The 17,197-nt window shown below is 72.2% G+C and carries 12 protein-coding genes and 1 tRNA gene; 7 read left to right on the forward strand and 6 right to left on the reverse strand.

All coding sequences use genetic code 11. The annotated features are described in order from the left end of the window. Positions 1–134: 134 nt before the first annotated feature. The 4 genes from OG927_RS11185 to OG927_RS11200 all read right to left on the reverse strand — a co-directional run bounded on the left by OG927_RS11185 (position 135) and on the right by OG927_RS11200 (position 6,045). Entirely contained in the window at positions 135–1,607 is a 1,473-nt protein-coding gene (locus OG927_RS11185; protein WP_056786030.1) for a Cys-Gln thioester bond-forming surface protein, read from the reverse strand. Positions 1,608–1,850: 243 nt separating this feature from the next. Then, positions 1,851–2,276, reverse strand: coding sequence for a single-stranded DNA-binding protein (locus tag OG927_RS11190; RefSeq protein ID WP_056785716.1), 426 nt, complete (start codon positions 2,274–2,276; stop codon positions 1,851–1,853). A gap of 224 nt (positions 2,277–2,500) precedes the next feature. Further along, positions 2,501–4,405, reverse strand: a complete 1,905-nt coding sequence (locus tag OG927_RS11195) for a YfjP family GTPase (RefSeq protein ID WP_330320082.1) — start codon at positions 4,403–4,405, stop codon at positions 2,501–2,503. Then, a complete protein-coding gene (locus OG927_RS11200) occupies positions 4,402–6,045 on the reverse strand; it encodes a dynamin family protein (RefSeq protein WP_124282361.1) in 1,644 nt (547 codons plus the stop codon). Before OG927_RS11200 ends, OG927_RS11195 begins: the two co-directional genes overlap by 4 nt. 318 nt (positions 6,046–6,363) lie before the next feature. Between OG927_RS11200 and OG927_RS11205 the strand changes: the two genes are divergently transcribed. Then, positions 6,364–6,436 (forward strand) — tRNA-Arg (locus OG927_RS11205). 308 nt (positions 6,437–6,744) lie between these two features. Here the strand turns inward: OG927_RS11205 and OG927_RS11210 are convergent. Then, on the reverse strand, positions 6,745–7,419 hold the full coding sequence (locus OG927_RS11210) for a DUF4232 domain-containing protein (protein WP_330320083.1): 675 nt from the start codon (positions 7,417–7,419) through the stop codon (positions 6,745–6,747). A gap of 303 nt (positions 7,420–7,722) precedes the next feature. On the opposite strand from OG927_RS11210, the gene OG927_RS11215 reads away from it, so the two are divergent. Beyond that, the gene (locus OG927_RS11215; RefSeq protein WP_330320084.1) at positions 7,723–9,675 is read left to right on the forward strand and encodes a TerD family protein; all 1,953 of its coding nucleotides are present in this window, start codon (positions 7,723–7,725) and stop codon (positions 9,673–9,675) included. Between the two features lie 456 nt (positions 9,676–10,131). On the opposite strand, the gene OG927_RS11220 is transcribed toward OG927_RS11215, so the two are convergent. After that, complete coding sequence (locus OG927_RS11220) at positions 10,132–10,932, reverse strand: HAD-IIA family hydrolase (protein ID WP_124282297.1); 801 nt, start codon at positions 10,930–10,932, stop codon at positions 10,132–10,134. A 135-nt stretch (positions 10,933–11,067) separates the two neighbouring features. Here OG927_RS11220 and OG927_RS11225 point away from each other — a divergent pair, with 135 nt between their 5' ends. The 5 genes from OG927_RS11225 to OG927_RS11245 all read left to right on the forward strand — a co-directional run bounded on the left by OG927_RS11225 (position 11,068) and on the right by OG927_RS11245 (position 17,176). Continuing rightward, a complete protein-coding gene (locus tag OG927_RS11225) occupies positions 11,068–12,366 on the forward strand; it encodes a phosphoribosyltransferase (protein WP_056785730.1) in 1,299 nt (432 codons plus the stop codon). A gap of 291 nt (positions 12,367–12,657) precedes the next feature. Continuing rightward, positions 12,658–13,221 carry a GNAT family N-acetyltransferase gene (locus OG927_RS11230; RefSeq protein ID WP_330320085.1) on the forward strand — a complete coding sequence of 188 codons (564 nt, stop codon included), beginning with the start codon at positions 12,658–12,660 and terminating at the stop codon, positions 13,219–13,221. 355 nt (positions 13,222–13,576) lie between these two features. Next, the gene (locus OG927_RS11235; protein WP_330320086.1) at positions 13,577–15,100 is read left to right on the forward strand and encodes a sugar ABC transporter ATP-binding protein; all 1,524 of its coding nucleotides are present in this window, start codon (positions 13,577–13,579) and stop codon (positions 15,098–15,100) included. After that, positions 15,097–16,149: an ABC transporter permease gene (locus tag OG927_RS11240; protein ID WP_124282294.1), complete on the forward strand. Its 1,053-nt coding sequence runs from the start codon at positions 15,097–15,099 to the stop codon at positions 16,147–16,149. Before OG927_RS11235 ends, OG927_RS11240 begins: the two co-directional genes overlap by 4 nt. Next, positions 16,133–17,176, forward strand: a complete 1,044-nt coding sequence (locus tag OG927_RS11245; protein WP_124282293.1) for an ABC transporter permease — start codon at positions 16,133–16,135, stop codon at positions 17,174–17,176. The genes OG927_RS11240 and OG927_RS11245 overlap by 17 nt, the downstream gene beginning before the upstream one ends. The last annotated feature ends 21 nt before the right edge of the window (positions 17,177–17,197 follow it).

Below are 17,197 nucleotides of genomic sequence, written 5' to 3' on the forward strand. Positions count from 1 at the left end.
CCCGGATGGAAACCAGTCCGGTCCCCGGTACACGTCTTCCGGCCGCCGGGAACACGACGGGGCCCGGTACGGATGTCCGTACCGGGCCCCTCACCGGCGCGTTCTCACGAAGCGCCCGTGGTCACATCACGTACTTACTGACCGCTGGTCTGCGGCTTCTTCCGGCGGAGCAGGAAGACCGCGCCGCCACCGAGGACGACGAGGGCGATGGCGACACCCGCGATCACGGGGGTGGCGCTGGAGCCGCCGGTCGCGGCGAGGTCGCCCTCGGCGCCGGTGGAGCTGGTGCCGGTCTGAGCGGGAACGGGCTCGGAACCGGTCTGGGTCTCGGTGTCGTCACCCTCGGCCGGGGCGGGGGTGCCTGCGGTCTCGCAGTCCAGGACACCCTTGAAGTTCTCGCTGAAGCCGCCGGGGCCGGTGATCGTGAAGTCGTACGCCTGGTCCTCGGCGACCGGGATCGTCACCGTCCGGGTCTCACCCGCGGGGATGGTGTGCTTCGTGCCGGCGAGCTCGAAGGTGAAGGGCTCGTCACCCTTGTTGCCCGCGGTGATGTCCACGCCGCCCTTGGCGCAGTTCTTCTCGGCGGTGAGCGCGGGGACAGCGCCCTTCTCGGCCCAGGCGGCGGTCGCCGTCGCGGTGACCGTGGACTCGCTGGAGCCCGCCAGGATCATGGTCTGGCTCTTGGTCACCCCGGCGAAGACGCGGCCGACGGGCACCGAGGTGGTGGCCTGGACGGTCAGCGCGGCGGAGCCGTCTGCGGCGTCCTCCGGAATGTCGAAGTAGAGGCCGGTGCCGTCGGTGGCCTGGGTGACGGGCTTGCCGTCCTTGTCGGTGACCGTGACCCCGCTGGCGGCGGCGTCGGCGGGCGGCGCCACGGAGACCTGGTCCGCGTTGGTGTGGACGGTGATCGGGCCGAGCCGCTCACCGGCCTTGCCGGACACCGCGGCCGGGTCCAGGGCCACGGAGGCCTTGGGCTCCGCCACGTTCTCGGCCTTGCCCTCCAGCCAGTCGGCGAGCTTCTCCGCCTGCTCGTCGGACGCCGTCACATCGGCGTCGTCCGAGAAGCGCCAGATGGCGACCTGGGTACCCGCCGCAGCGGTCTTCTCGGTGAGCGGACCGGTGCCGGCCTCCTTGGCGAGCGCCGCGAGGTCGTCGATCTTCGGGTAGGAGTGCTCCAGGATCCAGCGGATCTTGCCGGCGTCGTTGTTGGCGCCGAGCGAGGTCTGGTCCCAGGGGGTCTCCAGGTACTTCGCCAGAGGCTGGGTGGGGTTGTGGATGTCGATGCAGTACGTCTTGAGCGTGCCGCCGCCGTCGACGTTCATCTCGAACAGACCGGCGGGGAGCTTCTGGGTCTTGGGCTCCTTGCCGTCCTTGCCCTCGATGCGGAGCACGGCGTGGTCGTAGGTCTTCAGCCCGTCCAGGACGGCGGTCGCGCCGCCCTGGTGCTGGCCGGTCTCGTCCGCTGCCGCCGCAGTGGCGCCGACGAGGGTCCCTGCCGCGACGAGGCCCGAGGCCAGGACCGCGACGGCCACCCGGGCGAGGCCGCGGCCCCGCCCGGCACGGCCCGGCTCCTGATCGTTTCGGCGACCCCCGCTCAGGCTCCGTATGGACTGCTCAGTCGTCACCTTGGACGACGAAGCGGTTACTGAAGACACAGAAAACACAGAATTCCCCTCCGGGCGAGGCCTTCACGCATGGTTCACGTGTGGGAGGTGCCTCGCCAGCAAACTCAAGTGCCGCATGAGTACTGGGGAATCGTAAAGAGCAAGTGAAGAACAGTCCCCCTTCATACCGTCAGATAACCATTCCGAATCGCAATCGTTATCGGCGGCTTCGGCGCGCCCCGGTGTTCAGGACACGGAAACCATGTCCGTGGCCGGTTTCTGACGATGTGCCGGGGCCGTCAGTGCCGGTTCGCCTCTGACCACCCTCCGGAACGCGGACGTGCCCCTCGTCAGATCATGTCCCACGGCCACGGCTTCGACGTCCACGGAGGTCTTCCACACTCCGTCCCGCTCCTCCTCGCGCACCTTCAAACGGCCGTGCACGACCAGGGGTTCTCCGACGGCGACCGATCCGGACAGATTCGATGCCAGCGTCCGCCGGGTCCACACCGTGTAGAAGCTGGTGCGGCCGTCCGCCCAGATCTGCTTCTCGCGGTCCCACCGCCGGGGCGTCACCGCCATGCGGAAACGCGCCACGGGCCCCGTCGCCGCCTCCCGGAAGTCCACCGGGGTTGCGGCATTTCCCACCAGCGTCACCCATGTGTCGTTCATTTCCCGTCCCCCGTTTCGTCTGTCCTGTCCGACGCCCGGCCAGATGTCCGGCCGGCCGGCTGCCCTGCTCCGGCCGATGTCCCGTCCGGCACCGGACGGCCGCACCCGGTGGCAAAGGAGCCCGGCGGGCGTGGGCCCGCCGGGCCCGCCACCCCCCGCGGTCCCGAGCGGGCCGCCGACCTCCATGCTGGACGGAATGCGGGAATGCCGCTGACGCCTGTGGATTACCGGCCGGTTGTGGAAAACTCCGTCACCGTCACGTACCTCTCACGCACCTCGCGATAGCGCGCCAGTTCCGCGGCGACCGGGTCGAGGACCCTGGCCCGCCCGCACCCCGCAGCCGCCTCGCGCAGCCGCCGCTCGGCCTCCTGCCCGTACCGGCGTGCGGGACCGCGGGCCGCGGCCGCGCACGCCCATTCCACGAGCGGTCCGCCGACCACTCCGGCCGTCATGAGGAGCGCGGGGGTGACCAGCCCCGGTTCGATCACCCCGACGATCTGACCCATGAGCCACAGCCCGCCGAAGATCTGGAGCAGCGTCATCGAGGCCTGCGCCAGCACCGCGGCGGGCCACCACGCGGGGCGCGGCGGCCTGGCCCCACGACCGCCGGGGGCCCCGGGGACGGGCCGGTCCGCGGACCGGGATCCGGCTACCGCGGACCCCTTCGTCTCCGGATCCGCCGTGCCGGACGTCGCGGTCGACGCCGCCGTACGACCCCGGCCGTTGACCGCCCGGGCCTGTGCGGTCCGCGCCAGCTCGTCCAGCGCCTCCGGCAGTCCCTTCGCCCCGTTGACCGCCGCCTCCCGCACGGCCTGCGCCCACGGCGTGGGCAGCCCGTCGACGGCGTCGTCGGACAGCTTCCGCACGGCCTGCTCGACCCGCTGCCTGGCGGTGAGTTCCTCCTCCGGCGGGGCGAGCGCCTGCGCCATGAGGTCCAGGCCGCCGCCACCGAGCTGCCGGGTGGACTGGTACCAGCGCCACAGCCTCAGCCACGGCGTCCCGCAGGCCCGCCCCGCGTTCCTGCGCCACTCGCGTTCCGCGGCCTGCCCGGCGGCGGACGCGCCCACGGCTTCGGCCAGCCGGTCGGTGAACTGCTCACGGGTCCGCTCCCCGAGTCCCGGCCGCCCATCGGCGACGTACACGGGCCGGAGCCTCGAGGCCGCCGCGTCCACATCGGCGGAGAGCCGCCGCATGGCCGCCGTACGGTCCTGGACGAACCGGCCGAGCAGCTCGCGGAGGTCACCCACCCCGCGGCCGGTGAGTGCGGACAGGGGCATGACGGTGGCACCGGGCTCACCGTGCTCCCCCACCGCCATCCCGTCCTCGTCCAGCAGCCGGCGCAGGTCGTCGAGGACGATGTCGGCTGCCTCGCCGGGCAGCCGGTCGATCTGGTTGAGGACGACGAAGGTGATCTCCGCGTGCCCTGAGAGCGGTCGCAGATAGCGTTCGTGCAGGGCCGCGTCGGCGTACTTCTCCGGGTCGACGACCCAGATCACCGCGTCGACCAGTGCCAGCACCCGGTCCACCTGGTCCCGGTGGCCGGTCGCCGCGGAGTCGTGGTCGGGCAGATCCACCAGCACCAGACCCTGCAGCGCCTCGTCGACGTCCGTGCCTCCCTGGACCGGCCTGCGCCGCAGCCTGCCGGGAATGGCCAGCCGGTCCAGCAGCCCTGCGGCACCGTCGGTCCAGCTGCAGGCGATCGGCGCGGACGTCGTAGGCCTGCGCAGTCCGGTCTCGGAGATCTGGACGCCCGCGAGTGCGTTGAAGAGGGTCGACTTCCCGCTGCCGGTGGCGCCGGCGATGGCGACGACCGTGTGCCGGGAGGAGAGCCGCTGCCGCGCCGACGCCTCGTCGAGCACCCGCCCCGCTTCGGCGAGCACGGCGCCGTCGAGCCGGGCCCTGGACAGCCCCACGAGCTCGCGCAGGGCGTCGAGCCGGGGACGCAGAGGGCTGTCGGGCAGCCCGTACGCCTCGGCCTGGGGCCGTACGCCGTCGTCGGAGGGACGTTGCGGCCGTGCCCCCTCCTGTACGGCGTCGGCGGCGCGCCGCGCGATGAGCCCGTCGTCCCAGGTCCGCCCCTGCGGCTCCTCGGCGCCCTCGGCCCGGTCGTGGCCAGTGACAGCGGTCATCGCCTCCACCTCTCCTTCTGCAGTACGGACAGCGCGGCGATCAGTTCGGCCTGCGGTTCCGGGGCGACTTCGAGCGCGTCCAGCGGGGTGAGCCGCCGGTCACGTTCGCCGTGCAGCACCTGGTCCAGGCAGCCGGCGAGGAGGACCCCGCCCTTGTCCCGCAGGCGCAGCGCACCCTGCGCGCCGATCCGTTCGGCGAGCTGTTCCCCCGCGCCCCGGGCCCGCCGCCCGCCGAGCAGAGCGGCGGCCAGCAGCGCCGCCACGGTTTCGGCGTCGGGTGCGGCGCCGCGTTCCAGCAGCCGCGCCTCCTCCTCGGCCAGTTCCTCCAGGACCCGCCGCCAGCGCCGTACGGCCATGGCGATCCGGCCCTGAATGTCCTCCGCCGGCCCCCATCCGCCCAGTTCCCGGCCGGCGTCCTCGTACCGGAAGTCCCCTGCCGCGGGCTCCCGCTGCCAGCTGGCGCGGATCTGTTCGTCGGCGGCGGCCACCGCGCACTGGAGCAGGGCGGCCAGGCTCTCCACGAGCGCGTCGAGCAGCTCCTCGGCGGTGCTGTAGAGCGGGTATCCGCGCCACCGGGTGCGCGCGGCGCCCGCGAGCACGGCGCCGTTCTGGAGCCGCCTGCGGACGCGTGACGACTCCTTGCCGTACGCCTCCTCGACCATCCCCGTCAGCCGGACCGCCGCCGCGTACTGCGCGGCGACGGCCCCGGCCAGTTCGGGCATCCGGACGTTGAGCGAGTCGATGACCCCGGACGCCGTGCGCCCCACCGCCTGCTGACGGGCCGCCGGATCCTGCGCGCGGTGGGTGAGCCAGGCGCGCAGCGGCGCGACGGCGGTGGTGGGCAGCAGGCCCCTGCCGCCGCCCGCGGACTCGGGCAGCTCGGGGATGGTGAAGCGGGGGACCTCGCCGAGCCCGGCCCGGGTGAGGAGGGCCGCGTACTGCCGTGAGACTTCGCCGATCACCTGGTGCGGCACCCGGTCCAGGACGGTGACGAGGGAGGCGTCGTACTCCTTGGCGGTACGCAGCAGGTGCCAGGGGACGGCGTCGGCGTACCGGGACGCCGTGGTCACCATGACCCAGACGTCGGCGGCGCAGATGAGTTCGGCGGCCAGGACCCTGTTCCGTACGACGAGCGAGTCGATGTCCGGGGCGTCCAGCAGTGCCAGACCCCGGGGCAGGGTGGCAGCGGTCTCCACGCGCAGCACGGTGTCGTCCTGGTCGCCGTCCGCCCCGAGGTGGTCGAGGCCGTCCGGGTCCTGGCTCCGCCCCGGGGGCAGCCACACCCTGGTCAGTTCGGGCAGTACCCGCACCCCGGCGAACCAGTGGTGGTCGTCCGGGTGGCAGACGAGCACCGGGGTCCGCGTGGTCGGGCGCAGCACACCGGCCTCACTGACCCTGCACCCCACCAGCGAGTTGACGAGCGTCGACTTCCCCGCGCCGGTGGAGCCCCCGATCACCGCGAGCAGCGGCGCCCCGGGATCCTTGAGCCGTGGCACCAGGTAGTCGTCGAGCTGGGCGAGCAGTTCGGTCCTCGTCTGCCGGGCGCGCGCGGCCCCTGGCAGAGGGAGTGGAAGACGCACGGCAGCGACACGGTCGCGCAGGGCGGAAAGTGCGTCGATGAGCTGGGGCCGTACATCCATGGTTACCACATGCGAAGAATGCCCAATTTTGAAGCCTTTTTGAAGCGTATAGGCCCCTCTGCGCGGCGGATCCACCCCAGGGGACAGAGGGGACGAGTGGGGCGCAGGCATAACGAGTGCACAACACCCGGGGCGCGAGGCGCTAAAAGCGGTGCATGAATCGTACCCACCTGCGATTATCGGTTCGCTTCACCGAACCTCCACATCGTGCCACGCAGGTGAAGCAACCGGGGCAGGGCGATCGGAGCCCTATCCTTGTCCCGGCAAGGTCACGGATGGCTTGTTCCAGCGCCCTCCGGGCCACCGAGGCCTACACCGGCCCCCGTAGCTCAGTGGATAGAGCAGGCGCCTTCTAAGCGCTTGGCCGCAGGTTCGAGTCCTGCCGGGGGCGCACAGCGTGCACCACTGCGAGGCCCTCCGACCCGGAGGGCCTTTTCGCTGGTCAGGCGCATAATAATGGGCCCCGCGTAGCAGGAACGTAAGCGTCTGACCGGCCTGGTGCGATCACGCGCGCGGTCCACCTCCCACGCGTTGCCGCGGGGGCCCACGGAGAGCCCGCTGAGAGGTCCTCCGCACCTTCCGTCAACGTGCGTCGGGCAGCTCCGGGGAAGCCGGCGGCGGCGCCCGATCCCGAAACGGCCCGGCCGTGTGCGCGCCGGGCCGTGCATGCGTGTGTGTGAACCCCGGGCCGGGGTCCGTTCAGTTGAAGGGGACGGCGTCCGTCGGGGAGGTGTGCCAGTTGGTGACGATCGGGTCCTGGACGGTGATGGTGCCGACCGACAGCGAAACCGGGTCGGGGTCGGAGTCACCGACGGCGACGATGATGCTGTCCAGTTCCTTGCCACCGTTCCCGCCGGTGCTCTTCGGGTTCACCCCGGCGTACGCGGTGGTACCCCCACTCAGCGTGATCGGCTGGCCGACGGACTGCTCCGCGGGCCCCGCCTCGGTCCCGTCGGAACCGAACGCCACGGTCGGAAGCGCGGCCGGCAGGATGCAGCTGATGCCCGACTTCGCCTTCGCGATGACCAGGATGTATCCGCCGGCCTGCGTCTCGGACCGGGTGCTCCAGTTGATGTCGTTGGCGCCGCAGCTCTGCCCGACAGGCTTCCTCGTACCGTCGCCGGTGTCGGCTCCGGAGCCCGCCCCGTCCTCGGTCCCCTTGCCGCCTGAAGCGGAGCCCTTGTCGGCGCTCCCACCGCTGTCCGGGGTGGACGAGCCGGACGGGGTGGCCGCAGCGCTCTCGTCCGACGCGGCGGGCGAGGAGCTCTGCGCGGCGCCGGCGTCCGTGGCCGAGTCCTGACACGCCGTCATGAGCAGGGCGCCGCCCACGAGAACTGCGGTTACGAGAAGGGCGCTGCGACGATTGCCGGACATGAAATCCCCTTGTGGATCAGCGATCGGGACCGAATCGGTTCGGGCCCTCGTTGCTTGCATGATCACTATGAGGGGGCTCCGGGCCCGGGGGATCCCGGCGCCTTCGTTCCGGGACAACGCCGTCACAGACCGGTGACATGACGCCTCCGGCCGCTGCACCGGGGCTGGGAAGTTGCGGACACGAATCCAATCGATACGCCCGTTTTGGACGTCCGTGCCTTCCCAATGGCCACCCCTGGGACATATCCGGATGAATGGCTGTCCGGGTTGAAGCACCGGCCTATATCCGGCCATCCTTCCGCTATGTCTCTCGCGTCCCCCGCCCTCGATGTGTCCAGCCTGCGTGACTACGCCTACGAGTGGGCGGTGGTGGACGTGGAGACCTCCGGGCTGGTGGCGCGCCGGGACCGGGTGCTCTCCGTCGCCGTGGTGACCCTCGGACCGGACGGTGTGCAGACCGGTGAGTTCTCGGCGCTGCTCAACCCCGGCTGCGACCCCGGGCCGGTCCATGTGCACGGGCTCACCTCCGAACGGCTGCGGGGTGCGCCGGTCTTCGGGGACATCGCCGGAGAGATCGCCGCGATGCTCCAGAACCGGGTGCTGGTCGCGCACAACGCCCAGTTCGACTACGACTTCCTCGCTCACGAATTCGCCCGGGCGGGGCTGCGGCTGCCCGTCGCCCAGCGTCTGTGCACCCTGGCGCTGAACCGGCGGGTGGATCCGCCGACCGATGATCTCCGGCTGGGCACGCTGGCCGCCCACTACGGGGTCACGCAGCTGGCGGCCCACGACGCCCTCGACAACAGCCGCGTGCTGGCCGGGGTGCTGCGCGGCACGCTGCGGGATGCGGCGCAGCTCGGTCTGCCGCTGCCTCTGGTGGCCTGCCCGCCCCGTCAGGACCCGAAGTTCACGCCCCGGTCGCCCAAGGCCTCGTGCGACTTCCGCAATCCGGGGCGGCTCACCGCCGACGGCCCGTTGGTCCAGGGCATGAAGGTCGCCGTGACCGGGGAGACGGCCACTCCCAGGCCGGAGTTGATCGATCGTATCGCCGCCGCCGGGCTGAATCCGATGTCCTCCGTCAGCCGCCACACCAGCGTCCTGGTCACCAACGACGACGCCTCGGGCTCCGCGAAGGCGCGGCGCGCCCACGCGGAAGGCGTCCCCGTCATCGACGAGCTCACCTTCCTGCGCCTGCTCGGTGACGTACGCCCCGGCAACCGGCACGGGGGGACGACCGGCGCTCCGGCCCTGATCCCTGCCCCTGTCCTTGCCCCGGCCGCTGCTCCTACCCCTGTTTCTGTCCCGGCCGCTGCTCCGGCCTCCGTGACCGCTCCCGTGACCGCTCCTCCGCTGACGGGTGAGGTGGCGCCGCCGCCCGCGTCTCCCGTTCCGCCCCCGGTGGCGATCCCTCCGGCGCGCGAACCGCGGAAGGCGGCTGTGCCGTCCGGGGTGCCCGGCAAGCCGCTGGCCGGGCGGCGGGTGCTCGTCCTCGGCGGCACACACCCCGAGGCCGTGGCTGCCCGCACCCGCGTCGTCGAGCTCGGCGGGTCCGCCGCGATCAACCTCTCCGCGAGCGTCACCGACGTCGTGCTCCTCGCCGGGGGAGCGGCCGACCGGCGCATGCGCCGGATCACCTCGCTCGAGTTCCCCACCCATGAGGCCGCCTGGATCGAGGCGCCGACCACCGAGCCGCACCGTGACCGGAGCGGACGGGGGCAGGCCGAACACGTACTGCCCCGAGGAGGGGTAGTGGACCTTCCCCACGGTCAGGCCTCAGCGGTCCCGTGGACCGTCACGGCCACCTGGGGCCAGCAGACGGACTGCGAGATCGACATCGTCGCGTTCGTCGTCGACGAGGACGAACAGGTGTCCTTCGACGAGGACTTCGTGTTCTACGGTGCCCCGGAGAACCCGGCCGGCACCGTACGCATCCTCGGCGACGGCCCCACCGAACAGACCGTCAGTGTCAGTCTCGGCTCGCTTCCGCCCTCGGTCGGCAGGGTCGTCGTCGCGGCGGCCATCGACGGCGAACCGACCTTCGGCGACGTCGGAGCGATCCAGATCACCGCGGGCCCCGGGACCAGCGCGGCGCCCCTCGCCCAGTCCACACTCGACGCCGCCACCACGGAGCGCACCATGCTGCTCGTCGAGCTCTACCGCCGCGGACCGCTGTGGCGGCTGCGTACCGTCGGGCAGGGGTACGACCACGGCCTCGGCGCCCTCGCCCGTGGCTACGGAGTCGATGTCGCGGACTGACGGGCGGCGTGGAGGCGGCGGGCGCCGCTGATCCGGTCGCGTGTCGGTCCGCGGCCCACAGCGTCCGGGAGGACGGCCTCCGGCTCCCAGGGCCCCGGGGCGCCACAAGGGTCCGCAAGGAGCCGGGGCGGCGGCCGGAAGCCGGGTCCGGGATCAGTCAGCGGCCGGCCACGCCCGTCCGTACGGGAGCGGGGCGAGGGCGAGGCGCAAGGGGCAAGGGGCGAGGGGCGATGCCCGCTCGTCGTTTCCTTGCCCCGTCGCCCGTCGTCTTCGCCCGTCGCCCGTCGTCACCGTCCTTCGCGCGAGATCACACGAGGTGCCGGGGCCGCCCCCACCGGGGCACGGGCCTTCGTATCGAGGAGGGGGTCCTCATGGCGGTCGTCGACCTCAGCGCCGGGCTCGGGCCCGTCGGCGACGGCCCTGGGCACCGGGGCGGCCCGGTACCGGGTCGCGGGGTCAGCCGCCGAGCCGCTCCACCAGGTCGGGCACGTCCGCGAAGGAGTCCAGGACGTGGTCCGGGGCGGTGTCGGCCGCCGCGTGCGTCTCGGGCAGGTACTTGCCGGTCTTCACCAGAACGCCGGTGATGCCATGGCGCTGGGCGGCCAGCACGTCCGACTCGATGTCGTCGCCCACCATCAGCGTCTCGGAGGGGGAGGCGCCCAGATGGGCCAGGGCCGCGGCGAAGAACGCCCCGGCCGGCTTGCCGGTGACGGCGGCCTCGGTACCGGCCGCACGTTCCAGGCCCTCGAGGAAGGCACCCGTGTCGAGGGTGAGGCCTCCGGAGGTGCGCCAGTACAGGTTCCGGTGCATGGCGACGAGCCCGGCGCCCTGCTGTAGATGACGGAACGCGCGGTTGAGTGCGGTGTACGTGAACGCGGCACCCGCTCCGCCCAGGACGACGACGTCCGGTACCGCGCCCTCGTCGTCCTCCTCCTCGACCAGCGTCACCCCCGAGAGGTCGTTCCGGACGTCGCCGCTGTTGATCAGCAGGCAGCGCGCCTCCGGGTGGTGCTCGCGCAGATACGCGGCGGTGACGGCGGGCGCGGTGAGGATGTCGTCGGGCCCGACGGGGAAACCCGCCCCGACGAGCCGCTCGGCGATCCCGGCGCGGGTCCGTGACGTGGTGTTGGTGACCAGCACCAGCGGAATGTCGGCGGCGCGCAGCCGTCGCACGGCCTCCACCGCACCGGGCAGCGGCTCCCAGGACACCGTGAGCACGCCGTCGATGTCGATCAGGACCGCTCCGATTCGTTCCATGCTCCTGACCGTCCCCGACTTGCCGAAAAGGCGCAAATGGGATTGTTTCGAAGGTGGGGGCGGTGTGTCCGCCGCAGGGCGGCGGAGTTCTTCGTTCCGCCCGCCCCTCGCCTCAGACGTTGGAGGTGAACCACCGTGCTGTTCACCGACCGCACGGACGCCGGGCGGCAACTCGCCGGAGCTCTCGGACACCTGCTGCCGCGCGACCCCGTCGTCCTGGGACTTCCCCGCGGCGGAGTACCGGTGGCATTCGAGGTGGCGCATGCGCTCCGCGCCCCGCTCGACGTGATCGTGGTCCGCAAGCTGGGCGTTCCGTACCACCCGGAACTGGGCTTCGGCGCGATCGGCGAGGGCGGGGTGCGCGTCATCAGCGACGAGATCGTCCGGCATGCCGGGGTGCGGGAGGAGGACCTCGAGTCCGTCGAGCGCGCCGAGTCCGCGGAGCTCCTCCGACGGGCCGGGGCGTACCGGGAGGGCCGGCCGCGTCTCCCCCTCACCGGCCGGACGGTGGTCGTGGTCGACGACGGGATCGCCACCGGGGCGACCGCCAGAGCCGCGTGCCGGGTCGTACGGGCGCAGGGCGCCGCCCATGTCGTCCTGGCGGTGCCGGTGGCATCGCCGGACGCCGTCGCCCGGCTGCGCGACGACGTGGACGAGGTCGTGTGCCTCTCCACACCGAGCCTCTTCTCCGCCGTGGGCGAGTGGTACCGGGACTTCTCCCAGACCTCCGACGAAGAGGTCGTCACCCTCCTGGCGCGGTCGCCGGCGGGAAGGGCGCAGACGGGAGGGGCGCCTGCGGCCGAGGAGGTCGAGGTGGACGCGGGCGGGGTGGTACTCGCCGGGGATCTGGTGCTCCCCGCGGGCACCGGGGCGGTCGTGGTGTTCGCCCATGGTTCGGGCAGCAGTCGCCACAGCCCCCGCAACCGCTCCGTGGCGACCGCGCTGAACGGGGCCGGTCTGGGCACCCTGCTCCTCGACCTCCTCACCCCCGGGGAGGAGGTCGACCGGGCCAATGTCTTCGACATCGGGCTGCTGGCCGGAAGGCTGGCGGACGCCACACACTGGCTGCGGCGCCGCGCGGCCGTCCCGGTCGGCTCCTTCGGTGCGAGCACCGGGGCCGCGGCAGCGCTGCGGGCCGCCGCCGCGACCGATTCGGGGGTCGGCGCCGTGGTCTCCCGCGGAGGGCGCCCCGACCTGGCCGGGGCGGATCTGTCCGGGGTGCGGGCGCCGACACTGCTCATCGTGGGCGGCGACGACACGACGGTGATCGACCTCAACCGGCAGGCGCAGACGGCGCTCCACTGCGAGAACCGGCTCGACATCATCCCGGGCGCCACGCACCTGTTCGAGGAACCGGGCGCACTGGACCGGGTCGCGGAACTGGCCCAGGAGTGGTTCACCAGGCATCTGATGCCGGGCGACGGCCGGGGCTGAGGAGAAGCGGCCGGGAGGGGGGCCGAGGGCCACGACGAGCGGCCGCGTCCGGAGACCGTCCGGGGTGACGACGGCCGGAGGCGCCGGAGGCGTTCCGCGGACCGGCCGGGGGCGAAGACTACGGACTGCCGAATGGGCGCCGGGATCCGACCGAGGCTGACCGCGAAGGCCGAGAGTGCACCGGGGTCCGGCCGGGATCTCCCGTCGAGCCACCGGATACGCCTCGGGTGCCCCCACGCGCCCTGCCCTGCATCCTGCCCCCCGGGCAGGCGGCGCCACGAGGAGCGGGACATGCGGGTGGGGCACGTGGACGGCGCTGGCATCGGGCCGTATGCCGACGGGATACAGCGCGTGTACACGGACGTGTTCTCGGCGCCCCCGTGGAACGAGGACCCCGGGACGGCCGCCCTGTACGCAGGCCGGCTCGCCTCCGACGCGGCGCGAACCGGGTTCGCCGCCGCGCTCGCCCTCGACGACGCGGACGCCGCGACCGGCTTCGCCACCGCCTGGACCACGCCCGACGTCTTCCCCGCCGAACGCAGCTACGGGCAGGTCGCCGCCGCCCTCGGGCCCGACCGGGTCGCGGCATGGCTGTGCGGGGCCGTACAGGTGGACGAGCCGGCGGTCGCCCCCACCGCACGCGGCACCGGACTCGGCGCGCGGCTGCCGGCGGCAGTCACCGACGCGGCCCCGGACGGGCGGCGCCGGCTGCTCACCTCGGTACACGCGGAGGCCACGCCGGGCTTCTACGCGCAGGTCGGCCGGCACCGGCTCCCCGATACCGTCCCGGGCCGGGCGGGACTCGCCGTACTCCTCGGGCCCCGGCATCCGGCCCGGGCCCGCAGCGCCCCCTGACGCGCACCCGCAGCGCCTCCGGGGCGCTGAGACGGTGCACCCGACAACGATGCCGGGCGCGTGCCGCCGTCTCCGGCGGCGCGAAGTCGGCACTCCCTGTACGCACGTGTACGAGGAGCGATGCCCGACCGTGATGTGAATCGATTCAAGCGCGGGGAAGATAGTCGGCCACCCCAAAGACTGTCAAGAGCGCCCATCCATTCCCCCCATTCAGGTCGCACATCGCCCTCCTTGCGTGAACTTCTCGCCATCAACCCATTGACTGTGCCCGCAATCCCCGTTTAGCTTCCGAGCAACCTCATTGAAACCTTTCACGGCGCGTGGAGCGACACAGTCCCACCGCTGAGGAGCTCCCATGAACCAGTCCGCCCCGGACCCGGCCCCGGTCCTGGCCCTCAAGGGCGTGAGCAAGTCCTTCGGTGCCGTACGGGCCTTGCAGGACGTGTCCCTGCAGTTGTTCCCCGGCGAGGCCCACGCACTCGCCGGAGAGAACGGCGCGGGCAAGTCCACGCTGATCAAGGCCCTTGCCGGGGTGCACCGTCCGGACAGCGGCGAGGTGCTCCTCGACGGCGAGCCCGTCGTCTTCCACGGGCCGGCCGATGCCCGTGACGCCGGGATCGCGGTCATCTACCAGGAGCCCACGCTCTTCCCCGACCTGTCGATCGCCGAGAACATCTTCATGGGCCGCCAGCCCCGGCGCGCGCTGGGCCGCATCGACCGCAAGGCCGTGCACGCCACCACCGCCGGACTGATGCGCCGGTTGGGCGTCGATCTGTCCCCCGACCGGCCCGCCCGCGGGCTGTCGATCGCCGACCAGCAGATCGTCGAGATCGCCAAGGCGCTCTCCTTCGACGCCCGGGTCCTGATCATGGACGAGCCGACCGCCGCCCTGACCGGCAGTGAGACGGCCCGGCTCTTCTCCGTCGTCCAGACCCTGCGCGCCGAGGGCGCGGCCGTGCTGTTCATCTCGCACCGCCTCGACGAGATCTTCGAGCTGTGCCAGCGCGTCACGACCCTGCGCGACGGCCGGTGGATCTCCTCCGAACCCTTGGAGGAGCTCACCGAGGACGACCTGGTGCGCAGGATGGTCGGCCGTGACCTCGACGACCTCTACCCGAAGCAGGAGGCCGAGGTCGGCGAGATCGCCCTCTCGGTGCACCGGCTGACCCGCGAGGGCGTCTTCCGCGACGTGTCCTTCGACGTCCGCCGCGGCGAGATCGTCGCGCTGGCCGGGCTCGTCGGCGCCGGGCGGACCGAGGTAGCGCAGGCGGTCTTCGGTGTCGACCGGGCCGACGCGGGCGAGGTGAAGGTGGGCGGCACGGTGCTGCGGCCCGGCTCACCGACGGCGGCGATGGCCGCCGGGCTCGCTCTCGTACCCGAGGACCGGCGCCAGCGCGGGCTGGTCATGGATCTGTCGATCGAGCGCAACATCGGTCTCACCGGTCTGGACGAGGTCCGCAAGCGCGGGCTCGTCAGCCGGGCCCTGGAGCACGACCGGGCCGCCGACTGGGCCGTGCGCCTCCAGCTCAAGTACAACCGGCTGGCCGACTCCGTCGGTGTGCTGTCCGGCGGCAACCAGCAGAAGGTCGTGCTTGCCAAGTGGCTGGCGACCGGGCCTGCCGTACTGATCGTCGACGAGCCCACCCGCGGCATCGACGTCGGCACCAAGGCCGAGGTCCACCGGCTGCTCTCCTCGCTCGCGGCGGACGGCCTCGCCGTCCTGATGATCTCCTCCGACCTGCCGGAGGTCATCGGCATGGCCGACCGGGTGCTCGTGATGCACGAGGGCCGGCTCGTCGCCGAGATCCCGCGCGCGAGCGCCACCGAGGAATCGGTCATGGCGGCGGCCACCGGACGCAATGAAAGGGCAGCGGCATGACCACCACCATCGAGAGTCCGCCGGACACCGCGAAGGCGCCGCAGCGGAGTGCCTCCTCGCTCGTGGACGCGGTCTTCCGGGCCCGCGAGATATCCATCGCCGGGGCGCTGGTCCTGCTGATCCTCGGCACCTATCTCGCCAACCCGCTCTTCCTGTCCGACCAGGGCGTCAAGGACCTGCTGCTCAACGCGTCGATCCTGGTGCTCCTCGCGGTCGGTCAGTCCGCCGTGGTGATCACCCGCAACATCGACCTCTCGGTCGGTTCGGTCGTCGGCCTCTCCGCGTTCGCCTGCGGCAAGTTCGTCGCGGGGACCGACCACGGGGTACTGACGGTAATGCTCCTCGGCATCGCCATCGGCGTCGTCTGCGGACTGGTCTCCGGCGCCCTCGTCAGCTTCGGCAGGGTCCCGGCGCTCGTCGTGACCCTGGGCATGCTGTACATCATCCAGGGCATCGACTACTGGTGGGCGCAGGGCGAGCAGATCAGCGCCTCGGACGTGCCGGACGCGGTCCTGGGCCTGGGCAGCGGCAGCCTCCTCGGAGTCCCGTACCTGCCCCTGATCTCCCTCGTCCTGCTCGCGGCGACCGCGTACTTCCTCCGGAGCTACCGCTCGGGGCGTGAGCTCTACGCGATCGGTTCGAGCCCGGAGGCCGCCCGGCTCGCCGGCATCCCGATCCGCCGCCGGGTGCTCGCCGCGTACGCCTTCTCCGGAGCCGTCGCCGGCTTCGCCGGGGCCCTGTGGCTGGCCCGCTTCGGCACCGTCGTCGCGGACAACGCCCACGGCTGGGAACTGACCGTCGTCAGCGCCGTGGTCGTCGGCGGTGTCGCCATCACCGGCGGAACCGGCACCGTGTGGGGCGCCGCCCTGGGCGCCCTGCTGCTCACCACCATCGGCAGCGTCCTGGTCGTCCTGAAGGTGGACTCCTTCTGGCAGGGCGCCATCACCGGTGCGCTCCTCCTGCTGGCCATCAGCGTCGACCGGATCGTGAACCTGCGGATGACCGCCGCACTGAGGAAGAGGAGCGCCCGTCATGACCACGGCGCCTGACACAAAGACGGCTCCCGCGTCGCGGGCCTCTCTCGTACGCAGCCTGGCGCTGCGCTGGGACACCGCGGTCGGTGTCCTCCTGGTGGCGGTCCTCGTCGTCGGCCTCGGCAGCACGGAGGGATTCGGTTCGAGCGAGAACCTCGCGTTCGCCTTCAACGACATCGCCGAAGTCGCCATCATCGCCCTCCCGATGACCCTCCTGGTGGTCGCCGGGCAGGTCGACCTGTCGGTCGCCTCCATGCTGGGTCTGGGCAGCGCGCTGACCGGTGCGCTGTGGGAGGCGGGCTGGGCCTTCGAGACGATCGTGCCGGTGGTGCTCCTGGTGGGCGTCGCCGGAGGGCTCCTCAACGGCTGGCTGGTCACCAGGGTGGGCCTGCCGTCCCTGGCCGTCACCATCGGCACCCTGGCCCTCTACCGGGGTCTGGCCTCGGTGGCGCTCGGCAGCGACGCGGTGACGGACTTCCCGCAGACGTACGCGGACTGGGCCGTCGACACCACGACCGTCCCCGGCACCTTCCTCACGTACCCGGTCCTGTTGTTCATCGTGCTGGCCGCCGTCACCGCGGTGGTGCTGCACGCCACCGGTCTGGGCCGCTCGCTCTTCGCGATCGGCGCCCAGGAGGAGGCCGCGTACTTCGCCGGCATCCGGGTCAAGCGGATCAAGCTGCTGCTCTTCGTCGTGACCGGGCTGTTCTCCGCCTTCGCGGGTGTCATCTTCACCCTCCGGTACGGAAGTGCCCGCGCGGACAACGGACTCGGCTTCGAGATGCTCGTCATCGCGTCGGTCCTGCTCGGCGGCATCGACTTCGACGGCGGGAAGGGCACGCTGTTCGGCGCGGTCGCCGGTGTCCTGCTGATCGGCGTCCTGAAGAACCTGCTCACCCTCAACGACATCGCCAACGAGGTCCAGGTCATCGTGACCGGCCTGCTGCTCGTGGCGTCGGTCCTCACTCCACGCGTCATCGCCACGGTCGTCGAACGACGGCACAGGCGGGCCGCGAACACCCCCGCGCCCCAGTCGACCTGACGCTCTCCTTCCGCCGTACCT

Origin of the sequence: Streptomyces clavifer, from assembly GCF_036345975.1 — a bacterium.
GTDB lineage: Bacteria > Actinomycetota > Actinomycetes > Streptomycetales > Streptomycetaceae > Streptomyces > Streptomyces clavifer.

Excerpts from the sequence above, each read along its gene's own strand:
- OG927_RS11190 (WP_056785716.1), bottom strand. The coding sequence starts at position 2,276 with ATGAACGACACATGGGTGACGCTGGTGGGAAATGCCGCAACCCCGGTG.
- OG927_RS11195 (WP_330320082.1), bottom strand. The coding sequence starts at position 4,405 with ATGACCGCTGTCACTGGCCACGACCGGGCCGAGGGCGCCGAGGAGCCG.
- OG927_RS11210 (WP_330320083.1), bottom strand. The coding sequence starts at position 7,419 with ATGTCCGGCAATCGTCGCAGCGCCCTTCTCGTAACCGCAGTTCTCGTG.
- OG927_RS11230 (WP_330320085.1), top strand. The coding sequence starts at position 12,658 with ATGCGGGTGGGGCACGTGGACGGCGCTGGCATCGGGCCGTATGCCGAC.
- OG927_RS11215 (WP_330320084.1), top strand. The coding sequence starts at position 7,723 with ATGTCTCTCGCGTCCCCCGCCCTCGATGTGTCCAGCCTGCGTGACTAC.
- OG927_RS11235 (WP_330320086.1), top strand. The coding sequence starts at position 13,577 with ATGAACCAGTCCGCCCCGGACCCGGCCCCGGTCCTGGCCCTCAAGGGC.
- OG927_RS11245 (WP_124282293.1), top strand. The coding sequence starts at position 16,133 with ATGACCACGGCGCCTGACACAAAGACGGCTCCCGCGTCGCGGGCCTCT.
- OG927_RS11220 (WP_124282297.1), bottom strand. The coding sequence starts at position 10,932 with ATGGAACGAATCGGAGCGGTCCTGATCGACATCGACGGCGTGCTCACG.
- OG927_RS11200 (WP_124282361.1), bottom strand. The coding sequence starts at position 6,045 with ATGGATGTACGGCCCCAGCTCATCGACGCACTTTCCGCCCTGCGCGAC.
- OG927_RS11240 (WP_124282294.1), top strand. The coding sequence starts at position 15,097 with ATGACCACCACCATCGAGAGTCCGCCGGACACCGCGAAGGCGCCGCAG.